Here is a 17411-nt window from a genome sequence, read left to right as displayed (position 1 = left end):
ATCGACGCCGAGGGCATCGACATGGGTCCGTCCCCGACGGACGCCGCGCTCGCCGCTGATCTGGCGCTGCCGATCGAGGAGCTGGAGCTCACCGTCCGCTCCTACAACTGCCTCAAGCGCGAGGGCGTCCACTCCGTGGGTGAGCTCCTGGCGCGTTCCGAGGCCGACCTCCTGGACATCCGTAACTTCGGTGCGAAGTCCATCGACGAGGTCAAGGCGAAGCTGGCCGGGCTGGGTCTCGCCCTGAAGGACAGCCCGCCCGGATTCGACCCGACCGCCGCTGCCGACGCCTTCGGCGCCGACGACGACGCGGACGCCGGCTTTGTGGAGACCGAGCAGTACTGAAGGTGACGCCGGATCGCGGGGACAGGAAGGCAGCGGAGTCAGCGACGAGCACGGGCCGACAGCACCCGACCTCCCAAGGGTCCAGCAGCGCGGATGCAGACGCCCAAGCCGCCCGAGTCTGACTCAAGTTGGCGAAGGCGGCCGCCGCCTCGCCCTGCCTCCTGTCCCCCCTGGTGCGGGTGACGCGGTCTGTCCGATGCCTGCCGGGGCAGACCATTCAGTTCGCTGAGTTCACTCCCGGCCTCCACCGTACGGCGACGGGTCGGGCGCCGTACGCAGATGCGAACGCACCCCTTGCAGGCCGAACAGGATGAGAAGCTCGACCGCGCCACCGTCGGCGGTGCCCAGCCAGTGCGGCAGGGACGTGTCGAACTCGGCTGCTTCCCCGGGCGGCAAAGTCAGGTCGCGCTCACCCAGCACGAGCCGCAGGCGACCGTTGAGTACGTAGAGCCATTCGACGCCTTCGTGGGTCTGAGGGGTCGGCTCGAGGGGTTCCGGCTGGGCGGGAATGATCATCTTGAAGGCGTGGACCCCGCCCGGTTGCCGGAACAGGGGCACGAAGGTCATCCCGAATCGCCGGACCGGCTTCAGGTGTACCCGGGGATCGCCGGTGCGCGGGGCACCGACGAGGTCGTCCAACGGAACGTCGTAGATCCGGGCCAGCGGCAGCAGCAGTTCCAGGCTCGCCCGGCGCCGGCCGCTCTCCAGCCGGGACAAGGTGCTCTCCGACACGCCGGTCGCCGCCGCGAGGGCGGCGAGGGTGATGCCGCGGTCACGACGCAGCGAACGAAGCCTCGGCCCCACCGCGTCCAGCACGTCGTCCTCCGTCGTGCGCTCCACCAGGCCACCTTGCCATAACCGCAAGTTTCCGTGCCAGGCTGCGGCAGGCCCGGCAAGACTGAGCGCATACCGACGCGAGGAGCTTGCTGATGAGCACCATCGATGCGGCGACGTTTGCGGCGCGTTGCGACTCGCCGGCCAGGAGTCGCACATCACGGCCACCGAGCGGTCCACGCCGCGGGAGGTCACCACACCCCTGGCCCCTGCCTGGCCCTCCCGTCCCATGAGTCCGGGGCGTGATCGATCGAACAGGCCGACGCACTTCTACGGCGGACCGACCCCGTCACGGTCACGCCGTACCACCCGGCCCAGACTCCCGACACCCGATACCCGAGACCCGAGACCCGGCGGCCACCATCGCCGCCCCACGAAGGAAGGCGACCGCCGTGCCCGCCCCCATGCGCCGCAACCGCCGTGTCGATACTCCGCCGCCCCGCACCGGGGGCAGCGAGACAGAGATCCTGCGCGCTTTCCTCGACTACCTCCGCGCCTCGATCGCCGCGAAGGTCGAAGGCGCACCCGAACCGCAGGTCCGCACAGCCGCGGTGGCCTCGGGCACGAACCTCCTCGGCCTGCTCAACCACCTCACCTTCGTCGAGCGCGCGCTGTTCCTCGGGGACACCGTCTCCGACTGGAAGGCGACCTTCCAGGCCGAACCGGCGGACACCGTCGCCGACATCACGGCCCGCTACCGGCAGACGGTCGAGTTCGCCAACGAGGTACTCGACGAGTGCGCCGATCTCGACGCACAACTCCCCCGCTCCCGGCCCGAAAGGCCCGCTCCCTCCGTCCGCTGGGCCCTCGTCCACATGATCGAAGAGACCGGCCGTCATGCCGGCCACGCCGACATCCTGCGCGAACTGATCGACGGCTCGACCGGACGCTGAACGCCCAGCCCCACCACCGCTTGGACTGCGTCGTCCTGACCGGCGACGCCGCCTGCATCCGCGCACAGGAGCCCTTGGCCATGCATCACTACGACGTCACCGTGACCACCAGCGCCTCGCCGGAGATCGTCTGGAGGCTGCTGGTCGACGCCACGACCTGGCCAGTGTGGTCCAAAGTCGACAGCCTGGACACAACTCGGTCGCACGGCCTCGACCCCGGCGGCGACGACGGCATCGGCGCCGTCCGGGCTTTCCGGACGGGACGCACAGTGACCGGCGAACGGCTGACCGAGAAGGTCGAGCAACGCCTCCTGGCCTACGAGGACGCGTTCAATCCGTCTCTGCACAACTATCGAGCGCGCATCGAGCTTGAGCCGACATCCAGCGACGGCACAATCATCCACTGGTACGGCGAGTACGAGACGAACCGGCTGCTGCGCTGGGTCATGCCGCGCTATCTCCAGAAGTTCATGCAGGACATGGCGGCGGGACTGGCCCGCTACGCCGAGGAGTGCGAACTGACCCAGTGAGGCGCACGCTCCAGCACGAGTTCCACGGGCCCGCGCATCCGGCCGGCCGACCGGACAACAGCCCGTCGTCGGCGATCACCGAATGGGGACAGTTCGTCGCCGGTGCGGCCCCCATCGTGCCGGGTGAGCGCAAGTGGTATCGCCGCCCCACACGCTGCCGGGACAGACAACACGGGGGCCCAACTCCCCGTCGGACGGCGTCCCTTGACGGCATATAACCCGCTGCTCGGCCGCCTTCGCCGAGGGGCTGGTGCAGGGGCAGGAGCGCGAACGGCACAACTCACGTCGTTCACCAAGCACGAAGCCCGGGCGGGGGCGGCACCGGCGCGAGGGCGATGCGGCCGTCCCATGTCACCCGGGTTCTCAACTCCCCTGGCTACGCTACGAGACGTATCGTCTTGCCAAACCTACCGTGATGTCGTACCGTCCTCCGCATGGGTTCCCTGTGAGAAAGCCGGCGCCGACGGCGTAGAGCACCGCTCCGCCATCGCCGCGCCCCACCGTGCCCTCTCATCCACCCGATCCGGCCCGGGCCGAAGCCCGCGGCCAGGAGGGACCCACTCATGCACTGCTCACAACTCACCCTTCATCACGTCACCAAGCGCTATCCCGGCCGCACTGTCCTCGACCAGGTCTCCTTCACCCTGAAGCCGGGCGAGAAGGCCGGGCTCATCGGTGACAACGGCTCCGGCAAGTCCACCCTTCTGCGGCTCATCGCCGGCCAGGAACGCCCGGACAGCGGCGAGTTGACCGTGACCGCCGCCGACGGCATCGGCTACCTGCCGCAGACCATCCCCCTGCCCCCGACCGCCACCGTCCAGGAGGCCGTCGACCTGGCCCTCGCGGATCTGCGCACACTGGAGGCGGAGCTGCGCCGGGCCGAGCAGGCGCTCGGCGACGGCACCGACCCGACGGCACTCGCGGCGTACGCCGCCCTCCTCGAACGCTACGAGGCGCGCGAGGGCTACGCCGCCGAACATCGCGTCGACCTCGCACTGCACCATCTCGGCCTGCCCGCACTTCCCCGCGACCGACGACTCGGCACCCTCTCCGGCGGCGAGCGCTCCCGGCTGGCCCTGGCCGCCGTCCTCGCCGGCCGCCCGGAGCTGCTGCTCCTGGACGAGCCGACGAACGACCTGGACGACCATGCCGTTCAGTGGCTGGAGGCGCAGCTGCGGACACACCGCGGCACGGTTCTCGCGGTCACCCATGACCGCGTCTTCCTGGAGCGCCTGACCTCCACCGTCCTCGAGGCCGAGGCGGGAAAGGTCACGCGGTACGGAGACGGCTACGCCGGCTACCGCACCGCCAAGGCGGCGGAACGCCGCAACAGGCTCCAGGAGTACCAGGACTGGCGTGCCGAACTGGCCCGCAACGAGCGGCTGGCGGCCGGCCATGCCGTCCGCCTCGACGGCATCCCGCGCAAGGCGCCGCTGGCCAACTTCGGCCACGGCGGCTTCCGGGCCCGCGGCCGGGCGCACGGCGCGATGGCTCGAATCCGCAACGCGCGTGAGCGGGTAGGCCGGCTGACAGCGAACCCGGTGGCGCCGCCGCCGGAGCCGCTGACCTTCACCGCGCGCATCGGGACGACCGGGGACGGCGCAGATGTGTCAGCGACGGATCTCCCCTCGCTTCAGCTGTCGGACGTACGCGTCGGGCACCGCCTTCGACTGGACTCCCTCACCCTTGGTGCTTCCGGGCGGCTGCTGGTCACCGGACCCAACGGTGCGGGCAAGACCACGCTGCTGAGGCTGCTCGCAGGTGAGGTGCGGCCCGACGAGGGTTCGGTTCAGGTGCCGGGCCGGGTGGGCCATCTGCGCCAGGACGAGACGCCATGGCCGCCGGACCTGACGGTGGCGGAGGCGTTCGCGCTGGGCCGCGTGGGCTCCGCCGACGAGCACGCGGACGCCCTGCTTGCCCTGGGCCTCTTCCGCCCGGCGCAACTCCGGCTCCGCATCGGCGAGTTGTCGTACGGCCAGCGCCGCCGCGTGGACCTGGCGCGGCTGGTGTCCGAGCCCGTCGATCTCCTTCTGCTCGACGAGCCGACGAACCATTTCTCCCCCGCGCTGGTCGAAGAAGTGCAGGCCGCGCTGGCCCACTACCCGGGGGCAATCGTCCTGGTCACTCATGACCGCGCACTGCGGACGCAGTTCCGGGGCGAGCACCTGCACTTGCCGGACACGGCCAGGATCAGCCAGGGATGACGGCCGGGGGGTAGGCGGCCTGGCATCGGATCGCGACGGCACCGTCGCCGAGCACCAGGCCGCCAACTGCAGCGCGAAGCGCGGACGCACGGACCCGCGGACGCATGGACACGCGGACGCACGGACACGCGGACGCTGGACGCACGGACGCACGGACGCACGGACGCACGGACACACGGACGCTGGAGGCACCGTTGATCCGCGTTCCGTACTGCCGAGCGATGTGATCACCCGATCGTGAGTTCCTCTGCCCTCGTGCCCGGTCTGCCCGATGCTCGGAAGCACGGCGCGTGACCGGCGCCGCTGGAACGTTCTGTGGGGTGGGGAAGACCATGACGCGAGAAGCGGGACGGCGTGAAGGCTTGGACGAGCAGGCGGTGTTGCTCGTGGCCGGCCTGGCCGATCTGGCGGTGAGCACGCTGGGCTCGGCCGTGGGGACGCTGCGAGGGCTGCTGCGCCGCTCGGACACCGCGGAGCTGGCGGCGCAGGCCGAGAACGAGCTGATGGCACGTGGGCGCCTGGCGCTGGACCGGTACGCTGCCGTGCCCCCGGCTCACCTGGAGATTCTCGCCCGGCACGCCCAGGCCCGGAAGGCAGCCGATGACGTCTGAGCGGTGGGAGCCGGCCGCGTTCAAGGCCCGCATCGACGAGGGACTGCACCAGTTCGTCGCCCAGGAGGCCGACCAGTTCGCCGAGATCGACCCGCTCCTGACGCCGGTGGCCGAGCAGTTGGAGGCGGCGGTCGCGGACGGCAAGCGGCTGCGGGCGGCCTTCTGCTACTGGGGCTGGCGTGCGGTGGGACAGCCGGACAGCGACGCCTTGGTGCGGGCGGCGGCCTCCATGGAGCTGGTGCACGCCGCCGCAGTCGTGCACGACGATCTCATCGACGACAGCCCGCTGCGGCACGGGCGCCCCACAGCGCACATCGCGCTGCGTGGTGCCGTGCGGCGCCGGCCACGCGCCGACGCCGCTGCGAGGTCGCTGGCGATGTTGGTCGGGGACCTGCTCATGGCGCTGGCCGGGCAGCTGTTCGCCACCAGCGGGCTACCCGCCGCATATCTCGCCCGGGCTCGCCCCTTGTGGTCGGTGATGGCCCGCGAGCTGATCGCGGGCGAGTGCCTGGAGATCCTGCGCACCGGAGCCGGTCCGGACACGGCCGCGTCGCTGAAGGTGATCCGGTACAAGACCGCCAAGTACACCGTGGAGCAACCCCTGCTGATCGGCGGCGCCCTGGCCGGGGCAGGGGCGCGGCTGCGCGAGGGCTACTGCGCCTACGGGTTGCCGCTGGGCGAGGCCTTCCAGCTGCGGGACGACCTGCTTGGCCTGTTCGGAGACCCGGAACGCACTGGCAAGGCCAACGCCGACGATGTGCGCGGCCACCGGCCCACGGCTCTGCTGGCGGAGACCTGGCGCCTCGCCGGTGCCGGAGACCGCGAACGGCTGCGCACCCTGCTGGGCCGCCGCCGCCCGGACGCGGATGCGCTGGACGCGGTGCGCGAGGTGATGCGCCGGCTGATGGCACCCGACCGCATCGAGGACATGATCAGCGCGCGCGTCCATGAGGCACTTGGCGCTCTTCACGAGCTGGCCGTACCGGCGCATGCCGCAAGCGCCTTGACCGCGCTGGCGCAGTCCGCGGCGGACCGCCAGTCCTGAACTTCTGCACCCTGCGCCACACCCATGCCATGCCCGGCCGCCGACCCCCGCACCGGTCGTCGACCGTCCCGAAGAAACTAGGAGCCCCGCCATGACCTACACCGAGGCATCCATGGACACCCTACGGCACGTCGGCGACGAACTGGCCGACGCCACCGTCGCCGCACTGTTCGAAAGCGGCCAGGTAGGCACGTTCAACACACTGATGCGCTACGTCTCCACCGCCGGGGCGCCGCTGCCGGACGGGCTGCCCGATGTCGCGCGGGAATACCTCGAAGCCACCCGCGTCCCGCCGCGCTGGGTGGACTGGGCGGAAATGGAAAAGGCCCGGCTGTTCTTCATCGACAACAACGTGCACATTTCCACCGCGCTCTCCTTCGCCTCCATGCCTGCCTGCTACCTCGTCCCCCACGTGGCAAAGCTGCTGTCGGCCACCCACGGACTCAAGTACCCCTCCAAGCGCATGGCGGAGACGGGTCAGTTCACCGTCTATCTGATGCAGCCGGACGCCTTCGAGAGCGGCAGCCGCTTCATCCCCGCCGCCCAGAAGGTGCGCCTCCTGCACGCCTCCATCCGCCACCACCTCAAGCGCGAGAACCGGTGGGACACCACCGCACTGGGGACGCCGATCTGCCAGGAGGACATGATCGGCGGGCAGATGTTCTTCTCCATGCTCGTCCTGGACAGCCTGCACCGTCTCGGCATCCACATGTCACAGGAAGGCGCCGAAGCCTACTACTACGCGTGGCGCGTCGTCGGAGCCATGCTCGGCGTCGACCAGGACGCCGTCCCCGAAACCCTGGAGGAGGCGCGCGCGTTCCTAGATCTGTACATGATCCGGCACATGGGGCCCTCCCAGGAGGGCACACACCTCACCCGGCACCTCATCGACCTCTACGAGGAGGTCGTGCCCGGCACCTTCTTCGATCCGATCGTCTCCGCCCTCATCCGCCACCTCATCGGCGACACCTGCGCCGACTGGCTCCACGTGCCGCAGACCCCATGGGACACCGTCGTCAGGACTCTGCCCCACCTCCTGGGCATCCTCGAGACCATCGAAGACCGCTCCCCGCTCGGCGCCTGGGCCCTGGACCGGCTCGGCCACCTCACCACCATCCTCGAGCTGTCCTCCCTCACCCGCGGACGAGTCATGCACTACGCCATCCCCGAACAGCTCAAGCAGGACTACGGCGTCTCCCACGACGTGCCCCGCACCCACCGATGGAACCCACCGGCCGCCACAGTCTCTTGACCCAGGTGTCTGGTCGCTTACGACGACCAGGGCAACGCGGTCGCGGCGGTGGCGGTGTGGTCGGCCGGTCCGGGGAAGCCCGGGCTGCTCGAGCCGATGGGCGTGCACCCCGGGCTCCGATGCCGGCGCTGTCGCCACGTACAAGGCAGCCGGCTTCCGGCCGCTCCCTGAGGTCCGGGATCACGCCGGGACGTGTAGACCGTCTCTTTCGGACAGAACTCCGCCCCTGAAGTCCGACACTTCTCGCGCTTTTGTTATGCGGGGGTGCTCTGCGTGTTTCGTAGCGATGCGGTCTGCGGTGCGCGACCATACGGACGCCGACACGGCACATTTTCCAGCCGGTCGGCGCCATGGCCAGGCAGCAGAAGGAATCACGGAGACAGGAAGAAGGTCGGGCATGTCCGGCAGCGAAAGCGAGAACCCAGTAATCCCCTCCCCGACTCCCACGGCAACACGGCCCAGGACGAACCGGGACTGGTGGCCGAATCAGCTGGACCTTCAGGTACTCCACCAGCACTCGTCCCGCTCCAATCCGATGGACGAGGACTTCGACTACGCGAAGGAGTTCGCGACCCTCGATGTCGACGCGCTGAAGAGGGACGTCTTCGAGGTCATGACGACGTCCCAGGACTGGTGGCCTGCCGACTACGGTCATTACGGGCCGCTCTTCATCCGGATGAGCTGGCATGCCGCGGGAACGTATCGCATCGCTGACGGGCGGGGCGGGGGCGGCAGCGGTGCGCAGCGCTTCGCCCCCCTCAACAGCTGGCCGGACAATGCAAGCCTCGACAAGGCGCGGCGTCTTCTCTGGCCGGTCAAGCTGAAGTACGGCCAGAAAATCTCCTGGGCCGATCTCCTGGTCTTCGCCGGCAACTGTGCCATGGAATCGATGGGTTTCAAGACATTCGGTTTCGGATTCGGACGCGAGGACATCTGGGAGCCCGAGGAGATCTTCTGGGGGCCCGAGGACATCTGGCTCGGCGATGAGCGATACACCGGTGACAGGGAACTCACGGGCCCATTCGGAGCCGTGCAGATGGGATTGATCTACGTCAATCCTGAGGGGCCCAACGGCACCCCGGATCCGATTGCTGCCGCAAGGGACATTCGCGAGACGTTCGGGCGCATGGCGATGAACGACGAGGAGACGGTCGCGCTCATCGTCGGCGGCCATACCTTCGGCAAGTGTCATGGTGCGGTCGACTCCGGGTACATCGGCCCGGAACCCGAAGCGGCCCCCATCGAGCAGCAAGGTCTCGGTTGGCGGAACACGTACGGCAGCGGCGCGGGGGGTGACGCGCTCACCAGTGGGCTCGAGGGCGCATGGACGTCCGAACCGACCCAGTGGGACAACGGCTACCTGGACAACCTGTTCAGGTACGACTGGGAGCTGACGACGAGCCCCGCGGGTGCGAAACAGTGGACTCCCACGGATCCCTCGGCCAAGGGCACTGTGCCCGATGCTCATGATCCGTCGAAGAGGCACGCTCCCATGATGCTGACGACGGACCTCGCACTGAAGTTGGATCCGGTGTACGGACCGATCGCGAAGAGCTTCCACGAGAACCCGGACTACCTCGCGGAGGCGTTCGCCAAGGCGTGGTACAAGCTGCTGCACCGTGACATGGGACCCCTCTCGCGTTACCTCGGGCCGTGGATCGCGGAGCCACAGCTGTGGCAGGACCCCGTACCCGCGGTCGATCACGAACTGGTCGGGGACGAGGACATCGCGGCCCTGAAGGCCATGATCCTCGGCTCGGGACTGTCCATCTCCCAGCTGGTCACGACCGCTTGGGCGGCTGCGGCAAGCTTCCGCGGCACCGACAAGCGCGGCGGCGCCAACGGGGCGAGGATCCGGCTCGCGCCGCAGCGGGACTGGGAGGTCAATGACGTCCCCGAGGTGGCCGAGGTATTGCAGACCCTCGGGCAGATTCACCGGGACTTCAACGCCTCACAGACCGGCCGAACGAAGGTCTCACTCGCTGACCTGATCGTCCTGGGCGGGTGCGCAGCCGTCGAGCAGGCCGCGAAGAACGCCGGGCACGACATCACGGTCCCGTTCGCGCCGGGACGCACGGATGCCTCGCAGGAACAGACCGACGTGCAGTCGTTCGCCGTACTCGAGCCCCGGGCAGATGGGTTCCGCAACTACCTCCGGGCGGGAGAGAAGTTGTCGCCGGAGACTCTCCTGCTGGACCGCGCCAACCTGCTGACGCTGACTGCTCCCGAGATGACGGTTCTGCTCGGCGGCATGCGCTCACTCAATACCGGCTTCAAGCGATCCCCGCACGGCGTCTTCACGAACCGGCCGGAGACGCTGACCAGCGATTTCTTCGTCAACCTGCTCGACTCGGGCACGGAGTGGAAGGCTTCGGCCTCGGACGAGAACGTTTTCGAGGGCCGGGATCGCGCCACGGGCGAGATGAAGTGGACCGCCACCGCAGTCGACCTCATCTTCGGTTCGCATTCCCAACTCCGAGCAGTCGCGGAGGTCTACGCGTCCAAGGACGCCGGCGACAAGCTCGTGCGCGACTTCGTGGCCGCGTGGGACAAGGTGATGAACCTCGATCGGTTCGACCTCGCCTGAGCCGAGATCCCTGTCGGTGCGGAAAGCGAGCTCCGCTCCCTGACTCCGCACCAGGCCGCCCGCTGGTCAGCAGATTCTCGACCAGGGCACTCCACGCCGCGATCGGTCCCATGGCCACCCCGCCATGGGACCGTCGCCGTCGCAGTCCACGTACCCCGTCCAGGGTCCGTCGTCAGGTCTCATGCGGGGCGAACAGTTCGAGGTGGCCGCAGGAGGAGCAGCGGTAGGCATCTATCTGGTACCTGGGGCGCCCCCAGCGCTTCGCTCCACCGAAGATGCCCCGCTCGAGGGGTCCGGGTATCCAGCGGGCAAACCCACTCGAGTGGTCTCCGCTGTCTTCGATGAACCCGGGCTGCAGAGGGGCGGCCTGGCACTGGGTGCACTTGATCTCCACGGACGTACTGTAGGGGCAGCGGGGAAGAGGAGGCCGCTCAGGTGTCCGGGACAGCCCGCCCGATGGCGCCGCCCTCATCCCGGCACCGCACCCGCCCATACGACTGCCCGCTGAGCGGCCGAGGGGCTTGTGGGTGTCCGGTGCGCGCCTGCCGACGCCTCCCCGTACGTGACCCGCCGCAGGGTTGTTCAGCGCGAGGGAGCGGGTTACCGAACAACCACGTCGGCGCTGGAATCGGTGCAGCGGGGCACCTGCCGGCCGGCTCGGATCCGAGCCCCCGGGCGTCTGGGCTCCGTACGGCGGCAGGAACTTCCGCCGTACCGTTTCCGACCGATCGAAGGGCGATGACGTGAACCGTATCCGCCGACTGACAGCCGCCAGTCCGGTGAACACCGCCGGTACGGGCAGGCGGGCTGCGACGACTGCCGTGACGCTGACCATGGCGGGCGCACTCGGGTTCGGCCTGATGACTCCGGCGGCGTCCGCCGCCAACGGGCCCTGCTACGACGGGCGGTGCAAGACCACCGTGTCGGCGCCCAGGACCATCAAGGTCGACAGCCGCAAGTTCGGGTTCGGGAGTCTGAAGATCACGAGCGTCAGCTCCCGATCCGTGAAGATGTCGGCCGCAGGCGGGAGCCTCAGCGGCAGCACCAGCCCGGGCGGCACCGTCAAGTTCAACAACCTGAAGATCTGGGTGAAGTCGGTCTCCGGCAACAAGGCCGCTCTCCAGCTGTTCCCCACGCGATACTGAGTCTGTCCACGAACCCCGGCGCGTTCGTCTCGCGCCGGGGTTCGCCGATTCACGGACGGCAAGGCCTGACCGTCCCTCGCGCTTCGAGAGGTCGAGTAAGGAATTCGACGGACTCGGTTCTCGTCAGGGTCCTCCGGTCACTGTTCCCCGGACGCGGTCAGATTGTCTACGAGCATCGTCAAGGCCGACTTCGGAACGGTTTCGCCGGACCCGCCATTTGGCTGGCTCCAGGTCGGGCTCGAGTCGGAGAAACCTGAGCCTTTGGTGTCGTTGACGCCCTGGAAGATGCCGAAGTCAATGGGTCCGTCGTCTGCTGAGGCGGGAATGGCGGCCGTAAGGAGAACCGCACCGGCAAACGCGGCGGAGGCGATGATCTTCATGCTCGGCTCAACGATGCAACGGGCATAAGGATGTTCTGTTCCACGAGCCACCGATTCGGCCGGCCTGGCCGCCACGACGTCGGCACGGGACCGTCATGAGGTCACCAGGGTCAGCGGCGAGAACGTGTGGTGCTCCCAGAGGCGGCGGGAGCGCTCCTCCGGGTAGGTGGCCACCGTGGGGACGGTGTCGAGGAGTTGGGCGGAGCGTTGCTCGGTGTCGTAGGCGGGCCAGCCCGGGTCGCCCGTGAGGGCGAAAGCGGTCCAGGCGGAACGGAACTGGGCGGAGAGCGCCTCCGTCTCGGGTGAGGGCACGGGGCCGATCAGCATGGCCCCGAGGCCGCCGTACGTACCGAAGGTCAGGGGCACGTCCAGGCCGTGGCAGGCGCCCAGGACGCCCCCGTTCGCCGGGGCGGACCAGGTGAGTTCGTACAGGTGCGCCCGGCCGCCGCCGGCCGCGTGTGCCTGCGCCAGGTGGAGCGAGGGCATGCAGAACAGCCAATCGGACTGGACGAGTTCGAACAGGTGCTCCGCGGAGGCCTCCGGGTACGCGGACCGGTAGGCACTGTCGGCGTCCGGCGTGGGGCCGAACACACCCAGAGCCATGGACGCGAGGCTGTCGTCCACCTGGCCGAGCAGCCCGCCGAGCATGAGGAAGAGACGGTACTCGTCCCGGTTGTGCCCCACGATCAGTTCGATGTCCCGGGCTGCGCCGCTCGCCAACGCGTCCCACGGCGTGGTGGGCAGGACCTCGCCGTCGACGACCGGCGAGAACGGCGTCGGGGTGAGAGCGACCGGGCCCCACCGGTGCACGTACTCGCGCATCCGGGCGCTCACCGCGGCCCCCGCCGCCGGCAGCTTGCGCGGGTCGACACCGGACAGGTCTGCCGCCGTCGGTTGGAGTCCGAGTTCACCCGCGATCGTTCCGGCGATGTCCGTGGCCAGCGCTTCCGAGAAGAACGTACCCGGCACACTCTGGGCGATGGCCCGCCGGAACAGTCCCCGGGCCGGCGGCATCACCAGCAACGCGGCGATGGACCCGGCGCCGGCCGACTCGCCGAAAACGGTGACCCGGTCGGGGTCGCCGCCGAATGCGGTGATGTTCTCCTGCACCCACTCCAGGGCCGCGACCTGGTCGAGGAGTCCACGGTTGGCGGGGGCGCCCTCGATCCGGGCGAACCCTTCGATGCCGACCCGGTAGTTGAGGGTGACGACAACCAGGTCGCCGTCGCGGGCGAGGCGGCTGCCGTCGTAAGCGGGGTCGTCGGCGGAGCCGAACTTGTAGGCGCCACCGTAGATCCACACCATCACCGGTCGGCGGGCCGCCGCGTCCGTGTCCGGTGTCCAGACGTTGACAGTCAGCCAGTCGTCACCACCGGCCGGGGCGCGGCCGGCAGGCTCCGCGTCGGGCCCGAGCGGCTCCTGCGGGGGCGGCGGGCCGAACGCGAAAGCCTCCCGCGCACCGTCCCAGTGCCGCACCGGCCGCGGCGCCGCGAAGCGTGCCTCACCCACCGGCGGCTGCGCGTACGGGACACCGCGGAAGACCACCAGGCCCTCCTCGCGACGGCCGCGCAGCGCACCCGCTGCGGTCATGACCTCGGGAAACTCGGCACCGCTCATGATGACTCCTCGTGCAACGGCCAGGACGGCCCTTCGGTGTCCGGCGGGCGAAGCGGCCCACGTCGGCGCGGCCATCCTGCCCCGGTGTCCTTGAAGTATCAATCAGATGACCCGAGATCGAGCAACCCGGGGATTGCCTCACTCCGCGCCATTGACACCCGCCGGGCACCGCCCGAGACTCATGGCCAGCCTTCAGTGAAGCACACTTCACCAGGCGAACAGGGCGCCTCCTGTTCAGAGCTCCTCCCCCATCTCCAAGGACGAAGATGCCCCGCTCCCCCGAGACTGTCGCAGCCCGCCCCCCGCATACATTCCGCACCGTCTTCCCGGTTCTGGCCCTGTGCTGGCTGGCCGTGTTCTTCGACGGCATGGACGTCAACATCTATGGCGCCGTGATGCCGCACATGCTCGACGACGCCGGCCTCGGACTGACCCCGGCCACCGCCGGCACCATCGGCAGCTGGACCACGTTCGGCATGCTCATCGGCGCACTCACCGCCGGAAACCTCACCGACTGGCTCGGCCGCCGGCTGATGCTCGTCGCCAGCGTGACGCTGTTCTCCGTCGGCTCGGCGGTCTGCGCCGTCGCCGCGGGTGTAGGCCTCTTCGGCGCCGGACGCTTCATCTCCGGACTCGGCCTCGGCGGCCTCATGCCGCTGTGCCTGGCCATGGTCATGGAGTTCGCGCCGCCCCGCCGGGCCGCCCTGACCACCGGCCTGCTGATGACCTCGTACCACTTCGGCGGCATGGCAGCGACCGGCCTCGGCCTCACCCTCGCCCCGGCCGCTGGCTGGCGCTGGGTGTTCTGGGCCGGTGTGCTCCCGGCCGTGATCGTCGTACCGCTGCTGCTGAAGCTGCTGCCCGAGTCTCCCGGCGTGCTGCTGGCACGTGGTGAACGCGAGAAGGCCGACGCCGTCGCCGACCGCTTTGGGCTGCCCCGGCCCACGCCGGTGGCCGCCCCGGCCGCCGGCGCGGCGGGCCGACTGGCCGCCGTACGGGCCCTGTTCCATCCGGACTCCCGCTGGGCGACGCCGCTGCTGTGGCTGGCCTCCTTCAGCGGTCTGCTCCTCGTCTACGGCGTGAGCACCTGGCTGCCGCAGATGATGCGGGCCGAAGGCTACGGCCTCAACTCCTCCGTCAGCTTCCTCATGGTCATCAACGCGGGCGGCATCATCGGCCTGCTCATCGCCGGCCGCACGGCCGACAAGTTCGGCGCGGTACGCGTGTCAGCCATCTGGTTCGTCCTGACGGCTGCCGGCGCCCTGCTGCTCAAGTCCCACCTGCCGCTGGGCGCCACGTACATCGTGGTCGCCGTCACCGGCGTGTTCCTGTTCAGCGCACAGGTCATGGTCTACGCCGCCACCAACACCGTCTATCGCGACAGCGAACGCGCCGCCGGCCTCGGCTGGGTCACCGGAGTCGGCCGCACCGGCGCCGTCGTCGGGCCCTGGCTCATCGGAGCGCTCGCCAACAACGGCAACCAGAGCTGGGGCTTCACCACGTTCGCCCTGGCCGGCCTGCTGGGCGCGCTCGCCATCGCCCTGGTACCGCTCGCCCGGCGGATCGGCCGGAGCGGATCTCCAGCCCTCACGCCCGTCACCGCGGAGGCAGCCGGCACCGGCGCCTCCGGTCGCTGACGCCCAGTCACACCTCAGCATCGAACGCTCACTCGACGTGGATGCGACCCGGTGTCTCCGCGCCCACGGTTTCACCTGGGGCGCGTACCGCGGGCCCTGATGTCGTCCGCCGCGACCGTGGCAGTCATCGCGACGGCCGCGGCGGTCCCGCCCGCGCGCGGCAGCAAGGGAGCGGCGCCGGTTCGGCGTTCTCCCATGCCGCTCTCGCAGCGGCCGAGGAGAAGGGCTGGTAGCACGTCGTCGTCCTCGGGCGTCCGACGTGCCAACCCCCGGTTCGACTCCGCGGCTGCGACTGTCTTCAGATGGGTGCGCAGCTCATCCTGCCCACGCTCCGGACAACGTCAGTACGACGCTCACCCCTGCGACGAGCACCATGCACAGGCGCAGCCACCTCCCGAAGTTGTCGCCGACCTCCCACTGGTCTGCTTCGGGAGATGCACCGTCAGCCGGGTGTGCGGCCAGGAGACAGGCGCAGTAGGGGCAGCCCGCGGGATCGGGTGGGGTCTGGTGCGCTCCGTCCAGCGCTGCGAACCGATCGTCCATGTGCGGTTCAACCCACGGCCGGCCGGCCCGGCAACGTCCTCAGTGGCGTTCGAGGCCGGACCGCAACCTCGTATAGCCGTACGGCACATACCGCCGACCACTGCCGCACAAGTGGACTCCGTCGCCGTGGCCGCCGCAGCGTCAAGCGCATCGACACGGAACCCGGAGCCGGAAGAGCACCCCTTCCCCGGCGGCGTGCTCGGCCGTCAGCTCGGCGTCGTGTGCGGGGGCGATCTGACGGGCCATGGCCACCGGCGTTGTCCAGGCTCGACAGCGAGCGGGAGAGCCGGGCCGGCACGCCGGCGACCGTGGCGGTGCGCACTTCGGGGTCGGCCGAGCGCGCGAAGGGCACGGCCGGCTGGTGGTCGCGGGCTGCGTAGACGGCATGCGCCACGACGTCAGCCGGCCGTACGTCCTCGATCAGCGGGTCCGGTCCCTCGTCCCGGGCCAGTTCGATCAAGTCGTTGACCAGGAGAGTCACCTCGCGCAGCCGGCGGGCGAGCGCGGTCGCCGCGCGGTCGCGCTGGGCGTCGTTGAGGTCCGGTTTCGCCGGCCTCAGCCGTGCGGGACGTCCTTGACGAATACGATGCCGTCGCTGTCCGCCAAGCGGGCCGGGTCGAAGGGTGCGTAGCCGAACCAGGGGGATTCGCGCAGCGCGGGCCGTGTGTCGCCGAGAGCGGTGGCCAGGCGCGGGGCGTCGATGACGTAGCGGTCGTCCGGGAGCTCGTACAGGAGCCCTTCGAGGGTGTCGGGGGACGGGGTGTCCACTCCCTGGTGTCGGATCGTGCCGAGGGCCGTGGCCACGAAGGCGTACTCCTTGCCGAGCTGAGCGCTCACCAACGCACCGGCGCTCCACCACTCCACGGGGCCCTCCCACATCTGCATCGTGCTCTTCTCCCGCTGGAGGTGGGAGTTGTGGGCGTGGACGAATACCGGGCCGCGAGCGGCGAGGGCGAGAAGGTTGTGGGACATCATCAGATCCCGCTCTGCGCACAGGCGGGTCATGCGCGCCGGTGTGGTGTCGGCCATCCAGTGGTGGTAGCGCAGCAGGCCCTTGGCAGTGCGCCCGTACAGGCGTGCCCGGTCCCACTCGTCCCGCGAGGTCACCGTGAGCAGGTGCGGAGTCTGGGTGTCCAGCAGCGCGGTCAGATCGTCGGCGAGCAGCCGCAGTCGTCCGGCGTCGGCCGACTGCCCCACGGACCGCGCCGGCTCCGTCATCACGGCGGGGTCGGTCCACCGTTCGTCGGCACCGAGCAGTCGGTCCAGCGTTTGCGCGGTGCAGGGGAGCAGATCCGCGTCGACCTGGGCCGCCAGGTAGCCGTGGAGTGCGGTGAGGGCCCGTCGGGGGCTCGCAGCGCCGGTGATCTCCAGCGGGCCGTCGAACCCGGCGAAGCGGACTCGGTCGGACGCGGGCCGGCCCTCGTTGTGGGCGCGCATCCAGCGCACGAGCTCGCGGTTGCCCGCGAAGGCGCCCCAGCCGTGGCTGAACCCGTGCTTCATGACCTCATCGAGAGTCCCCCTGCCCGAGGTGACGTAGTCGTCCACGACCACGCCCATCATGCAGTCGCTCTCGATCGCGATCGTTCGGTGGCCCTCCTGCTCGACGAGTTGCCGGAAGAGCTCGTTGCGCATTTCGAGCAGAGTGTCCTCGCCGTGGGTGGGCTCGCCCAGGGCCAGCAGCCGGGGCCGGGTGGGCAGCAGTCCCATGACGGCCGCAGCCTCGAAGGCATGGAGGGATTCCTTGGTGTGAGTCGCCATGCCTTCAACGGTATCGTTGAACCTTCGGTT

15 protein-coding genes and 1 pseudogene are annotated in these 17411 nt (G+C 69.7%); 11 read left to right on the top strand and 5 right to left on the bottom strand.

Annotation, left to right across the window (positions count from 1 at the left end; translation table 11 throughout):
* On the top strand, positions 1-345 hold a 345-nt coding region (locus ACFY5C_RS32810), incomplete at its 5' end, for a DNA-directed RNA polymerase subunit alpha C-terminal domain-containing protein (protein ID WP_389451178.1).
* A gap of 231 nt (positions 346-576) precedes the next feature.
* Here ACFY5C_RS32810 and ACFY5C_RS32805 read toward each other — a convergent pair.
* Positions 577-1185 (bottom strand): helix-turn-helix domain-containing protein, encoded by a 609-nt coding sequence (locus ACFY5C_RS32805; protein WP_389451175.1) that lies wholly within the window; start codon positions 1183-1185, stop codon positions 577-579.
* 398 nt (positions 1186-1583) lie between these two features.
* Between ACFY5C_RS32805 and ACFY5C_RS32800 the strand changes: the two genes are divergently transcribed.
* The 8 genes and pseudogenes from ACFY5C_RS32800 (at position 1584) to katG (ending at position 10301) form a co-directional block, all read left to right on the top strand.
* Complete coding sequence (locus ACFY5C_RS32800) at positions 1584-2072, top strand: DinB family protein (RefSeq protein ID WP_389451214.1); 489 nt, start codon at positions 1584-1586, stop codon at positions 2070-2072.
* 80 nt (positions 2073-2152) lie between these two features.
* Positions 2153-2602: an SRPBCC family protein gene (locus ACFY5C_RS32795; RefSeq protein WP_389451172.1), complete on the top strand. Its 450-nt coding sequence runs from the start codon at positions 2153-2155 to the stop codon at positions 2600-2602.
* A 563-nt stretch (positions 2603-3165) separates the two neighbouring features.
* Positions 3166-4806 (top strand): TlrC/CarA/OleB/SrmB family ABC-F type ribosomal protection protein, encoded by a 1641-nt coding sequence (locus ACFY5C_RS32790; RefSeq protein ID WP_389451170.1) that lies wholly within the window; start codon positions 3166-3168, stop codon positions 4804-4806.
* A gap of 332 nt (positions 4807-5138) precedes the next feature.
* Positions 5139-5417 (top strand): polyprenyl synthetase, encoded by a 279-nt coding sequence (locus ACFY5C_RS32785; RefSeq protein WP_389451167.1) that lies wholly within the window; start codon positions 5139-5141, stop codon positions 5415-5417.
* Positions 5407-6462, top strand: a complete 1056-nt coding sequence (locus tag ACFY5C_RS32780) for a polyprenyl synthetase family protein (protein ID WP_389451164.1) — start codon at positions 5407-5409, stop codon at positions 6460-6462. The genes ACFY5C_RS32785 and ACFY5C_RS32780 overlap by 11 nt, the downstream gene beginning before the upstream one ends.
* A 91-nt stretch (positions 6463-6553) precedes the next feature.
* On the top strand, positions 6554-7714 hold the full coding sequence (locus ACFY5C_RS32775) for an oxygenase MpaB family protein (protein WP_389451161.1): 1161 nt from the start codon (positions 6554-6556) through the stop codon (positions 7712-7714).
* A gap of 3 nt (positions 7715-7717) precedes the next feature.
* A pseudogene (locus ACFY5C_RS32770) lies at positions 7718-7895 on the top strand (GNAT family N-acetyltransferase); the annotation flags it as partial.
* Between the two features lie 216 nt (positions 7896-8111).
* A complete protein-coding gene (gene katG, locus ACFY5C_RS32765; protein WP_389451158.1) occupies positions 8112-10301 on the top strand; it encodes a catalase/peroxidase HPI in 2190 nt (729 codons plus the stop codon).
* A gap of 172 nt (positions 10302-10473) precedes the next feature.
* Here the strand turns inward: katG and ACFY5C_RS32760 are convergent, their stop codons facing one another.
* Positions 10474-10689 carry a hypothetical protein gene (locus ACFY5C_RS32760; RefSeq protein ID WP_389451211.1) on the bottom strand — a complete coding sequence of 72 codons (216 nt, stop codon included), beginning with the start codon at positions 10687-10689 and terminating at the stop codon, positions 10474-10476.
* A gap of 355 nt (positions 10690-11044) precedes the next feature.
* Between ACFY5C_RS32760 and ACFY5C_RS32755 the strand changes: the two genes are divergently transcribed.
* Positions 11045-11446 carry a hypothetical protein gene (locus ACFY5C_RS32755; protein WP_389451155.1) on the top strand — a complete coding sequence of 134 codons (402 nt, stop codon included), beginning with the start codon at positions 11045-11047 and terminating at the stop codon, positions 11444-11446.
* Between the two features lie 137 nt (positions 11447-11583).
* Here ACFY5C_RS32755 and ACFY5C_RS32750 read toward each other — a convergent pair whose 3' ends face one another.
* The gene (locus tag ACFY5C_RS32750; protein ID WP_389451152.1) at positions 11584-11826 is read right to left on the bottom strand and encodes a hypothetical protein; all 243 of its coding nucleotides are present in this window, start codon (positions 11824-11826) and stop codon (positions 11584-11586) included.
* 93 nt (positions 11827-11919) lie between these two features.
* Positions 11920-13443 carry a carboxylesterase/lipase family protein gene (locus ACFY5C_RS32745; RefSeq protein WP_389451149.1) on the bottom strand — a complete coding sequence of 508 codons (1524 nt, stop codon included), beginning with the start codon at positions 13441-13443 and terminating at the stop codon, positions 11920-11922.
* Between the two features lie 266 nt (positions 13444-13709).
* Between ACFY5C_RS32745 and ACFY5C_RS32740 the strand changes: the two genes are divergently transcribed.
* Complete coding sequence (locus ACFY5C_RS32740; RefSeq protein WP_389451146.1) at positions 13710-15080, top strand: MFS transporter; 1371 nt, start codon at positions 13710-13712, stop codon at positions 15078-15080.
* Positions 15081-16178: 1098 nt separating this feature from the next.
* Here ACFY5C_RS32740 and ACFY5C_RS32735 read toward each other — a convergent pair.
* Positions 16179-17381 (bottom strand): erythromycin esterase family protein, encoded by a 1203-nt coding sequence (locus ACFY5C_RS32735; RefSeq protein ID WP_389451143.1) that lies wholly within the window; start codon positions 17379-17381, stop codon positions 16179-16181.
* Positions 17382-17411 lie beyond the last annotated feature (30 nt).

The organism is Streptomyces sp. NPDC012935 (assembly GCF_042900345.1).
Taxonomy (GTDB): Bacteria; Actinomycetota; Actinomycetes; order Streptomycetales; family Streptomycetaceae; genus Streptomyces.
This window is presented reverse-complemented; position numbering and strand designations above follow the sequence as displayed.